The following is an 11,029-nucleotide window of genomic DNA, read 5'->3' on the forward strand; positions in this document are numbered from 1 at the left end:
AAAGGCGTGCACCGGGAAGGCCCCGGTCTGGCGGCGTCAGAAATCCGATGGGGTAGCCTCGAGGGACGGCTTCAATGGCGTCGGCTAATGATTATTCAAGCCTTGTGCCAACCTACCGCAGCGCGAAAATGGATTTCGCTGCAAAGCCTTGCGCAACATGTCGCAGCGCGGGCGAGTTTTCCGCGCGCTGCCAAAACTTGCGATTCGCCCAATCTTTGTGCGGCGCACAAGAATTGAGCAGAAACGTTCAGAAACCGATCAGGCGTCCTCGGTGACCTTGGTGCCGAGCGGCGCGGGCGCCATTCCGCCGCCGGGCTTCACACGGAATTCGTAGGTCATCAGGCTCCACGGCCCATCCGATCGCTGGCCATCGGGCATGACAGGATCGGTGCGGCGCTCGACCTTGGCGATCAATTCATCCTTCACGCCGAACACGACGTCGGAATCGATGTACTTGTCGCCCTCGACGAAGACATGCGTGATCAGAGGCTCGTAGCCCTTGGCGTTGACCAGGAAGTGCACATGCGCCGGCCGCATCGGGTGACGGTTGGTCTGCGTGATCATCTGCCCGACCGGGCCGTCGGTCGGGATCGGATAGCTGCACGGCACGATGGTGCGGAAGAAGAAGCGGCCGTCGGCATCGGTGATGAAGCGCGCCCGCGACGACGGACCTTCGGTGGCATAGCTCGGCTTCTGCGAGTCATAGAATCCGTCATCGTCCGCGTGCCAGATATCGACCGGCACATTGGCCAGCGGCTTGCCGTCGAGGTCGGTGACGCGGCTCTGCACGAACATGCGCTCGCCCGGCAGGCTCGCCGAGATGTCGGTGCCGTGCGGCGTCACCTTGTGCTCGCCGACATAGAACGGGCCGAGCACGGTAGTCTCGGTCGCGCCGTCGCGATCGCGATGGTTGACCGCATCGACCAGCATCGACACGCCGAGCACGTCGGACAGCAGGATGAACTCCTGGCGGATGTCGGTGCACTTCTGCCCGGTGCGGGTCAGGAAGCCGATCGCCTGGTCCCATTCCTCGAAGGTGAGATCGGTCCTGCGCACATAATCGTGCAGCGACTTCACCAATTCCTGCAGCAGGAACTTGGCCCGCGGATCGGGTGTCTGGTCGAAGCTGCGGATGACGGCGGCGGTGAGCTCGGTTTCGTTGAACTGGGTCATCTCGGCGTTTCCCTTGACGGATACCTTGGCAGATACTTTGGGCCCCTTCGGGGGCGCGATTGCAGGGGCGACGGTACACCACCAGCTCAATGCCGGTAAGCGGCAGCGGATTGGTGCAGCAGACACTTTTCGGCTATCAAGGCTGCCTTGCAAGCCGGAGAAACGCCTGATGCTAGCCCCCACGCCTGCCTCGCCCGAATCCGCGGGAATGTCGACCACTGCCCTCAACCGCCTCGAAGCGCATCTGAAGAGCCGCTACATCGATGCCGGCCGTTTTCCTGGCACGCAGGTCCTGATCTATCGCCGCGGCAAGATCGTGCATTCCACGGTCCAGGGCTTTGCCGATCTCGAGCGCAAGGTGCCGGTCAAGGACGACACCATCTTCCGCATCTATTCGATGACCAAGCCGATCACATCGGTCGCCTTCATGATGCTGGTCGAGGAAGGCAAGGTCGCGCTCGACGAGCCGGTCGCGAAATATATTCCGGAATGGAAGAACCTCGGCGTATTCGTCGCCGGCACCGCGCCCGCCTTCCTGACCCGCCCACCGACGCGGCCGATGCAGATCGTCGACCTCTTGCGCCACACCTCGGGCCTCACTTACGGCTTCCAGCAGCGCTCCAATGTCGACGCGGCCTATCGCGAGAAGAAGATCGGCGAGGTCATCAAGGCCGGCACGCTCGACGGCATGATTGAGGACCTGGCGAAGATCCCGCTGGAGTTCTCGCCGGGCGAAGCCTGGAACTACTCGGTCTCGACCGACGTGCTCGGCTATCTCGTCGGCAAGATCTCCGGCCAACCGTTCGAGCAATTCCTGAAGGAGCGCATCTTCAAGCCGCTCGGCATGAACGACACGGATTTCTTCGTACCCGCCGACAAGGCGCATCGGTTTGCCGCCTGCTATTCCGCCGATCCGCAGGGCGGCTTCAACCCGCTCGCCGCCGAGCGCAAGGGCACACTGACGCTGCAGGACGATCCGACCACCAGCTCGTTCCTGGCGCCGCCTTCGCTGATCTCGGGCGGCGGCGGACTGTGCTCGACCGCGGCCGACTACCTGACCTTCTGCCGGGCGCTGCTCAATGGCGGCGAGCTCGGCGGCGTCAGGCTGCTCGGCCCGAAGACGTTGAAGCTGATGACCTCGAACCATCTGCCCGGCGGGGTCGACCTGCCGGCGATGTCACGCTCGATGTTCGCCGAAGCCGCCTATAACGGCATCGGCTTCGGCCTCGGCTTCGCCGTCACCATGCACCCGTCGCAGACGCTGATCGCCGGCAGCCCGGGCGAATTCAACTGGGGCGGCGCCGCGACGACGTCGTTCTTCATCGACCCGGCCGAGGAGCTGATCACGATTTTCATGACCCAGGTGCTGCCGTCGAGCGCCTATCCGCTGCGGCGCGAGCTGCGCACCATGGTCTACGCCGCGATCACCGAGAGCAATCTCTGACATGACGTCATTCCGCGGCGCACACCTCGTTTGAGCATGATCTCCGCGCGAACGCGTTCCGCGTTTGCCGCGAGGGATCATGCTCAAAGCGCCGCGGAACCTTTCTGATATAAAACTGTTTCCTTTGGCGAATTTTTCCCGCCTCCCCTAAGCTCGCAGCGAATGGGCACCGACCCGGGGACTTCGTGCCGAAACTGACATTGCCAGTCCGTCTCGCGCTTCTGGTCGCGGGAACGATGTTGCCGCTGATCATTTTCGCGGTCGGGATCGCCTTCCACAATTATCAGCGGGATCGCCAGGCCGCCACGCAGCGCGTACTGGAGACGGCGCGCAGCATCCGCCTGCTGCTCGATGCGGAAATGCAGCGCATGACCGGCGGGCTGCAGGTGCTGGCCCTGACCAACTCGCTGCGCAACAGCGACTTCGACAACTTCCGCCGCGTCGCGGTCGGCTTCATCGACCAGTACGGCAAGGACGGCGTGGTGCTGGTGGCGGACCGCGCCGGACGCCAGGTGTTCTCCTCGCTGACGCCGGACACCGCGAGCCTGCCGCCGCGCAACAATCTCGAGATCCTCGAGAAGGTGTTCGCGACGCGGCAGCCGCAATACTCCAACCTGTTCTTCGGCGCGGTGAAGCAGCGGCTGATCATCACCGTCGAGGTACCGGTGATGCGCGACGGCGAGGTGCTCTACGACATCTCCTTCAGCCCGCCGATCGAGGTGTTCCAGGCCATCATCGAGAAGCAGCGCCTCAGCCAGGACTGGACCATCTCGATCTTCGATAGCGACGGCGTCAACCTCGCGCGGGTGCCAAATCCGCAGGCGACCATCGGGCAGCGCGCCTCGCCATCGTTGTTTGCCGAGATGTTCCGCCGCGGCGAGGCGACGCTGCCGACCGTCTCGCTGGAGGGCGTGGCGCTGATCACCGGTTTCACCCGGTCGCGCGTCACCGGCTGGACCGTCGCCGCGGGGATCGCGGAGAACTCGCTGGTGGCGCCGCTGTGGCGCTCGCTGGCGATCACCAGCGTGATCGGCGGCGTCCTGCTGCTGGTCGGGCTCGGCTTTGCGGTGCGGATGGCAACCACGATCGCGCGCGGCGAGATGCTGCACGACCTGCTGATCGAAGAGCTCAACCACCGCGTCAAGAACACACTGGCGATCCTGCAATCGATCGCCACGCAGACCTTCCGCAGTGCAAGCCGCACCGAGCGCGACAAGTTCGAGGGGCGGCTCGGCGCGCTGGCCGAGGCGCACAATCTGCTCTCCACCGACAAATGGCAGGGCTCCGACTTCCAGGACGTCGTCAGCCGCGTGCTGCGGCCCTACCTCTTGAACACGTCCGCGCGGGTCAGGATGTTCGGCCCCCGCGTGCCGCTGTCGCCCCGGCTTGCTTTGGTGCTGTCGATGATCCTGCACGAGATGGCGACCAACGCCGCCAAATATGGCGCACTGTCCAACGACACCGGCACGGTGACGCTGGACTGGGAAATCCTCAACGAGAGCTCCGGACCGAAGCTGCGGATGATCTGGACCGAAACCGGCGGCCCACCGGTCACCGCGCCGGTCCAGCGCGGCTTCGGCTCACGGCTGATCGAGCGCAGTGCCCGCGACCAGCTCGGCGGCGAGGCCACCGTGGATTTCCTGCCCCACGGCGTCGTCTACACCGTGACCAGCACCCTCGAAATCGACGGCTGACCCGGCAGGAGTGCCCGATCCTGCGACATCTTGGCACGCAAGTTGCTATGATTGGCGGGTTCGGCCGGCCAGAAACAGGGAGAAGTCATGTCGACCATCGCAGCGGAAGCGACAGTTGCGCGCAAGCCGCTTTACACATCACTGTTCGTGCAGGTGCTTGTCGCGCTGCTGCTCGGCATCGTCATCGGCATGGCCGCGCCCGATTTCGCGATCGGGTTGAAGATATTCAGCGATGCCTTCCTGAAGCTGATCTCGATGATCGTGGCGCCGATCGTGTTCTGCGTCGTCGTGCACGGCATTGCGGGTGCCGGCGACCTCAAGAAGGTCGGCCGGGTCGGCGTCAAGGCGCTGGTCTATTTCGAGGCGATGACGACGGTTGCGCTCGTGGTCGGCCTGCTGCTCGCCTATCTGTTCGGCCCCGGCCACGGCATGAACATCGACACCGCGACGTTGGATGCCAAGGCGCTCGGCAACTATGCCAGCAACGCGCAGAAGCTGAAGGGCGAAGGCATCGGCAGCTTCCTGCTCAACATCATCCCGACCACCTCGTTCGACGCGCTGTCGCGCAACGACGTGCTGCAGGTCTTGTTCTTCGCCATCATCTTCGGCGTCAGCCTGGCACTGGTCGGCGGCGAGAAGGGCGAGAAGATCTCCTCCTTCATCGACGCGGTCTCGACCGTGCTGTTCCGCGCCATGGGCCTGATCGTGCGCTTCGCTCCGATCGGCGTGCTCGGCGCCGTCGCCTATACGGTCGGCAAATACGGCGTCGGTTCGCTGAAGCAGCTGCTATCGCTGGTCGCGCTGTTCTACGTGTCGGTCGCGATCTTCGTGCTCGGCGTGCTCGGCGCCGTGATGGCGCTCGCCGGCATCAACATTCTCAAGTTCCTCGGCTACCTGCGCGAGGAGCTGATGATCGTGGTCGCCACGGCATCGTCCGACGCGGTGCTGCCGCAGGTGATGCGCAAGCTGGAGCGTTTCGGCGTCAAGGATTCGGTGGTCGGCCTCGTGATCCCGACCGGCTATTCCTTCAACCTCGATGCCTTCTCGATCTACCTGACGCTCGCGGTCGTGTTCATCGCGCAGGCGACCAACACGCCGCTGTCGTTCGGCGACCTGATGCTGGTGCTCGGCGTGTCGCTGATCACCTCGAAGGGTGCGCATGGCGTGCCCGGCTCGGCGATCGTCATCCTGGCGGCGACGCTCAACGCCGTGCCGAGCATCCCGGCGATTGGCCTCGTGCTGGTGCTCTCGGTCGACTGGTTCATCGGCATGGCGCGCGCAGTCGGCAATTTGATCGGCAACTGCGTCGCCACCGTCGTGGTCGCGGCATGGGAAGGTGACCTCGACCGCGACAAGGCCCGTCGCGTGCTCGAAGGCGTCGAGGCGGTTGACGTGACTGCGGGCTGAGCCGCGCGTCCCAAGCCGAGCGGCGTCCCGCGCGTGGCGCGGGGCGCTGACTTACTTGATCAGCCTCAAATACGGCGGCAGTTGCCGGGCCGTCGATTGTTCCAGCATGGGCTCATCCGAAGCGATCATGTCACAGAGGGCCTTCAGCTCGGAATCCGTGACCTTGTGGAGCTCCATCCGAAGCTCGAGGATGGCGAGGGACAACAGCCGTGCCGTCTCCGTGTTCGCCCGGTCGGTCAGGAACGCCTGACATTCCTCCAGCGTTGCAAGCAGCGCCAGCAACCGTTCTTCCGTGTTTGCGACCGGCATATCTTCAACTCCCGAAGCCGCGAGGTAGAGTCGAGGCGTTCCCCTCTTTCGCTTCATTGGCCCCTCCCGCCAGAGTTCGCCGGCTTGTCGTAGGCACACATTTGCTCCAGATGATTGAGAACTTTTGGGCAATTGTCCAGCAACATTCCGAAAGCCTGACTTGGACTTACGTCAAACTCTTGCAAATCGGATGATTTAGTCAAGCACCCGCCGGCCCCTTCTCGACCTCAGGCTGCACTAGCTGGGGTTGCATCCGTGCAACGACGCCCGTACAATATAGTGGCCCGTAGAACTACGGGCGCTGTGCATTGACGCCTATTATGCATGTGCGCAAAATCTGTGTCGATCAAACTCGCGCTAGTTGTGGTTTGGTCAATATTTTGCCAAATGTAGAGGGCGGGGTGTCGACAGACACCTTGGCGCGGTCGACTTCAGGTAGTCGACCGAGTCGGTACTAGGGTGTTTCCTTGCGCGTTTGCGTTTGGATACCATCCCGCGATCTTCCTGGATTTCGTAGTTCAGACGAACTGGCGATCCACTCGAGCTTAACGCGGTACATCATGAACGTGTCCCTGACCCAGCCGGGCCAGGGATTCTCGATTTGAAGGACGGGTCACAAGAATGAACAGATCAGCAGCAAAGAAGATGAAGCAGCGCAGTGCCGGCAAGCCGGACATTGAGTTGGGCAAGCGGATTCGCCTGCGCCGTGTCGAGCAAAAGATCTCGCAGGCCGAACTCGGCGACAAGCTTGGTGTCAGCTTCCAGCAGGTTCAAAAGTACGAGAAGGGCGTCAACCGTGTCGGCGCTGCCCGCCTTCAACAGATCGCGACCGCGCTGGATGTGCCGGTCACCTTCTTCTACGACGGCGACAATAAGGCCCGCGAAGTCGAGAGCCTGCTGTTCCTCGACAGCGCGTTCAGCCTCCGGTTGCTGCGCGCCTACAGCAAGATCAAGGATCAGACGGTGCAACGTCAGCTGGTGTCGCTGATGGAATCGATCGCCGCCAACGAAGACTGAGCGCGGATCGGGTCGCGTCACCGCGAACGCGATCCCACCACACCGCAACGGCCGGTCACCGGCCGCTGCGGCTGCACACGCCGGTCGGGCCAGGAAGACGTCGAAGCGCTGCCATCGCCGATGGCGGCGCTTTTTCTTGAGGCGCGGCTGTCTTTCAAGATTTTGTGATCCAGGCGGATAGCTTCAGTCCCCGCCGGATGCGCGGTCATGAAGCGGCGACGAGCATCGCGTCATGATCTCGCCGCTCCACGTGAGCATGATCTTCGCGCATGCGCGCCGCGCTTTTCCAACTCGCGCTTCGACTGCTCATCTCGCGGAGCGCATGCGCGCGCAATGCGTCGCTATTCTGTCGCGCGGCCAATTGTCGCCCGCGCATCAGGCGACCTCATAACTCCCGCATTTCCTCAGTTGAACCGGCGTCGCCAGAACCAAGTGCACGAGCCTGTCTTTTTTGTCGCAGCAACGAAGTGGCCCGCATGGACGTTCTCAGGCTTCAACCAAGGAGATCTCGATGAATATCAAGCTTGCCGTTATTGGACTCGCCGCGCTTGGAAGCGCAGCGTTGATGTCCGGCGCGGCATCCGCGATGCCCAACGGGCTTCCGCAAGCCGGTCACATCGCGGGCGAAACGTCCAATGTCGACAAGGTGCGCCAGGTCTGCGATCGCTGGGGCCGCTGCTATTGGCGACCGGGCGCATACGGCTACTACGGACCGCGCCATCACGGATGGCATCATCGTCCGCAATTCCACCATCGCCCGCATCATTACGGGCACCGCCCTCATCACGGCGGACATCATGGTGGCCATCACGGCGGACACCATCGCTAATCATCAGCGAGGGGGCTTCGGCCCCCTCACCCTTCCGCGCTAGGCGGTGTGGACAGTTATCGCAGCCATAGGACGATGGCTGCGAGAGTGATGACGGCAAGGTAATTTCGGGCGGTCTTTTCGAAGCGGGTTGCGACGCGGCGGAATTGCTTGAGCTTTGAGAAGCAGCATTCGACGAGATGGCGCTGGGCATAGAGATGCTTGTCGAGCGGATACTTGAGCGCGCGTGACGGGTTGTTGGGGATGACGGCGAGCGCGCCCTTGGCTGCAATGTCCTGGCGCAGGTGATCGGCGTCATAAGCCGTATCGGCCATGAAAACCTCGGCAGGCAATCCCTCGATCAATGTGGCGGCTTGCGGTGCATCGCCCTTCTGGCCTGCGGTGATCGTGAACCGTACCGGACATCCCAAGCCGCGAACGGCCATATGTATCTTGGTGCTCAGGCCGCCGCGCGAACGGCCAAGCGCCTGATCTTCAGACCCCCTTTTTTGGCCCCGGCAGCATGCTGATGGGCTCGAACAATGGTGGAATCGACAATCAGATATTCGAAGTCCGGATCGTCGGACATTGCCTCGAAGATCCGCCACCAGACGCCTTTGGCACTCCATCGGCTGAAGCGCCGGAACGCGCTGTTCCAATCCCCGAACGCTTCCGGAAGATCACGCCAGGGAGAGCCCGTGCGAACGATCCACAGCACACCTTCCACGAACATCCGATTGTCGCGCCCGGTCGAGCCCTTCTGGTCAGGCCGGCCTATGATCAGCGGCGCCATCCGCTCCCAAGCCGCATCGCTCAACACCAGACGATCCATCACACCCAAGACTGCCTCCCAAAAGCAGCCTTGAATCTGATTTGCTCCTAAAAGGGAATCCTTAGAGTCCACACCGCCTAGAGCGCTGCCAATACCGCCTTCGCGACATCGGTCGTGCCGTTGCTGCCGCCGAACTCAAACGGCTTGATGCCGTCGGCGTAGACCTTGTCGACCGCGCGCTCGATCCGCTCGCCGGCCTCGGCGGCGCTTTCGAGTCCATGCTTGTCGGCGAGCCAGTCCAGCATCATCGCGGCCGACAGGATCATCGCGGTCGGATTGGCCATGCCCTGCCCCATGATGTCGGGCGCCGTGCCATGACACGGCTGAAACACCGCGTAGCGGTCGCCGATGTCGGCTGACGGCGCCATGCCCATGCCGCCGATCAGACCGGCGGTGAGATCGGACAGGATGTCGCCGAACATGTTCTCGGTCACCATGACGTCGAAGTCCCACGGACGCTTCACCAGCGCAGCCGCGGCCGCATCGATGTAGAGGTGGTCGGCCCTGACGTCGGGATGACGCTTCGCAGTCTCATCGAAGATGTTCCGGAAGAATGCGAACGCCTTGAACACGTTCGCCTTGTCGACGCAGGTCAGCCCGCCATTGACCTTGCCGCGCGCCTTGCGGCGTTCGGCGAGCCGGAACGAGAACTCGAACAGCCGCTCGGAGGTGTGGCGCGTGATCACCATCGTCTCGCGCGCCTCGCTGTCGGTGACGACGCCCTTGCCCATCGAGGCGAACAGGCCCTCGGTCGATTCCCTGATCACGACGAGGTCGATACCCCGCTGGTCGGCGCCGACGATCGTGCTCGATACGCCGGGGATCAACCGCGCGGGCCGCACGCCGGCATAGAGATCGAAGATCATGCGCAACTCGATCTGCGGCGCGATCTCGGTGTTGTCGGGATAGCGCACCGACGGCAGGCCGCAGGCGCCGAGCAGGATCGCATCGGCCTCCTCGCACAGCCGGATCGTGCTCTCCGGCATCGACTTGCCGGTTTCCTTGTAATGGCCCGCGCCGGCCGGCGCCTCGGTGAAGCGGAATTTGAGACCGGCCGACGCCTCGATCTTGCGCAGCACGTCGAGTGCCGGCGCCATCACTTCGGGGCCGATGCCGTCGCCACCGAGGACGGCGATGTGAAGTGCGTTGTTGGCGGACATGAGAATCTCCGGAGCTCAACAGTCATTCCGGGGCGATGCGAAGCATCGAACCCGGAATCTCGAGATTCCGGGTCTGGTGCTGCGCACCATCCCGGAATGACGGTGAGTTGATCTACGGCGTCAGCACCGCGCGGCCGACCAGCTGGCCCTTCTGCAGATTGGTCAGCGCCTCGTTCGCCTTTGCCAGCGGCATCGGCGTGACCGGGATCGCCGGAATCTTCTTGGTCCGCACCAGGTCGAGCAGCTCTTGGGTCTCGCGCAGATTGCCGACATAGCTGCCCTGGATGGTGACCGCCTTGATCGGGATCAGCGGCAGCGCCCAGGGCGCGCCGCCGCCGAACAGGCCGACGATCACGAGCTTGCCGCCCTTGGTCAGGCAGTCGAAGCCGAGCTGCGAGGTCTGGGCGTTGCCGACCAGATCGATCGCGGCACGGATCGGCTGGCCGGCCTTCTTGACAAGCTGTTCCAGCGCGTCGGGCGCCTTGCCGTCGACGGTCGCGAGCGCGCCTGCGGCTTCGGCCGCCTCGCGCTTCCTGGCGTCGATATCGACCACGATCGCGCCCTTGCCGCCCATCGCCTTCAACAGCGAGAGCGCCATCAGCCCGAGACCGCCGGCGCCGAAGATCACGATCGGTGTGTCGAGATCCTTCTCGACCTTCTTCAGCGCGCTGTAGGTCGTGACACCGGAGCAGGCATAGGGCGCGGCCGTGACGGGATCGAGCCCCTTGAGGTTGAGCAGATACTTCGGATGCGGCACCGTCATGTGGTCGGCGTAGCCGCCGTCGCAATAGACACCGAGCGCATTCGGCTTGATTGCGCACATGTTCTCGTCGCCGCCGAGGCAGGTCGGGCACTTGCCGCAGCCGAGCCAGGGATAGGCCAGCGCGACATCGCCGACCTTGAGGCCGCCCTTGTCGGCGTCCTTGACGTCGGGCCCGAAGGCCACGATCTCGCCGACCGTCTCATGGCCCATTGTGCGCGGCAGCGAGACGCCGCGATCCTTCAGCGACAGCGGCTTGCGGCCGTGGCCGAGATCATAGCCGCCCTCCCAGATATGCAGGTCGCTGTGGCAGACGCCGGCGGCCTTGACCTTGATCAGCACCTGCGTGCCCGACGGCTGTGGCGTCGGCTGATCGACCTCCTTCAAGGGGGCGTTGAAATCGACGACCTGGAAACTCTTCATCG

The 11,029-nt window shown here is 63.6% G+C and carries 10 protein-coding genes; 5 read left to right on the forward strand and 5 right to left on the reverse strand.

Going from position 1 to position 11,029, the window contains the following annotated elements; all coding sequences use genetic code 11:
* Window positions 1-258 precede the first annotated feature (258 nt).
* Window positions 259-1,173: an intradiol ring-cleavage dioxygenase gene (locus ACVIYL_RS41040; protein WP_253609703.1), complete on the reverse strand. Its 915-nt coding sequence runs from the start codon at window positions 1,171-1,173 to the stop codon at window positions 259-261.
* A 169-nt stretch (window positions 1,174-1,342) separates the two neighbouring features.
* Between ACVIYL_RS41040 and ACVIYL_RS41045 the strand changes: the two genes are divergently transcribed.
* The 3 genes from ACVIYL_RS41045 (at window position 1,343) to ACVIYL_RS41055 (ending at window position 5,718) form a co-directional block, all read left to right on the forward strand.
* Window positions 1,343-2,617 (forward strand): serine hydrolase domain-containing protein, encoded by a 1,275-nt coding sequence (locus ACVIYL_RS41045; RefSeq protein WP_456781272.1) that lies wholly within the window; start codon window positions 1,343-1,345, stop codon window positions 2,615-2,617.
* Between the two features lie 236 nt (window positions 2,618-2,853).
* Window positions 2,854-4,311, forward strand: coding sequence for a sensor histidine kinase (locus tag ACVIYL_RS41050; RefSeq protein ID WP_456781947.1), 1,458 nt, complete (start codon window positions 2,854-2,856; stop codon window positions 4,309-4,311).
* 87 nt (window positions 4,312-4,398) lie between these two features.
* Window positions 4,399-5,718: a dicarboxylate/amino acid:cation symporter gene (locus tag ACVIYL_RS41055; protein WP_456781273.1), complete on the forward strand. Its 1,320-nt coding sequence runs from the start codon at window positions 4,399-4,401 to the stop codon at window positions 5,716-5,718.
* A 51-nt stretch (window positions 5,719-5,769) separates the two neighbouring features.
* On the opposite strand, the gene ACVIYL_RS41060 is transcribed toward ACVIYL_RS41055, so the two are convergent.
* Window positions 5,770-6,027 (reverse strand): hypothetical protein, encoded by a 258-nt coding sequence (locus ACVIYL_RS41060; protein ID WP_456781274.1) that lies wholly within the window; start codon window positions 6,025-6,027, stop codon window positions 5,770-5,772.
* Window positions 6,028-6,648: 621 nt separating this feature from the next.
* Here ACVIYL_RS41060 and ACVIYL_RS41065 point away from each other — a divergent pair.
* Together ACVIYL_RS41065 and ACVIYL_RS41070 are read left to right on the forward strand one after the other, a co-directional pair.
* Entirely contained in the window at window positions 6,649-7,044 is a 396-nt protein-coding gene (locus tag ACVIYL_RS41065) for a helix-turn-helix domain-containing protein (RefSeq protein WP_016844123.1), read from the forward strand.
* A 511-nt stretch (window positions 7,045-7,555) separates the two neighbouring features.
* Window positions 7,556-7,873 (forward strand): hypothetical protein, encoded by a 318-nt coding sequence (locus tag ACVIYL_RS41070; RefSeq protein ID WP_076827027.1) that lies wholly within the window; start codon window positions 7,556-7,558, stop codon window positions 7,871-7,873.
* Between the two features lie 56 nt (window positions 7,874-7,929).
* Here the strand turns inward: ACVIYL_RS41070 and ACVIYL_RS41075 are convergent.
* The 3 genes from ACVIYL_RS41075 to ACVIYL_RS41085 form a co-directional block, all read right to left on the reverse strand.
* Window positions 7,930-8,693, reverse strand: a protein-coding gene (locus ACVIYL_RS41075; RefSeq protein WP_092083899.1) for an IS5 family transposase whose coding sequence is annotated in 2 segments (ribosomal slippage) — window positions 7,930-8,355 and window positions 8,358-8,693 — 762 coding nt in all. Because the reading frame shifts where the segments join, the coding sequence is not laid out codon by codon here.
* Between the two features lie 68 nt (window positions 8,694-8,761).
* Window positions 8,762-9,844 carry an isocitrate/isopropylmalate dehydrogenase family protein gene (locus tag ACVIYL_RS41080; protein WP_456781275.1) on the reverse strand — a complete coding sequence of 361 codons (1,083 nt, stop codon included), beginning with the start codon at window positions 9,842-9,844 and terminating at the stop codon, window positions 8,762-8,764.
* Window positions 9,845-9,956: 112 nt separating this feature from the next.
* Complete coding sequence (locus tag ACVIYL_RS41085; RefSeq protein ID WP_028334327.1) at window positions 9,957-11,027, reverse strand: alcohol dehydrogenase; 1,071 nt, start codon at window positions 11,025-11,027, stop codon at window positions 9,957-9,959.
* Window positions 11,028-11,029: the final 2 nt, after the last annotated feature.

The organism is Bradyrhizobium sp. USDA 3315, assembly GCF_054056795.1.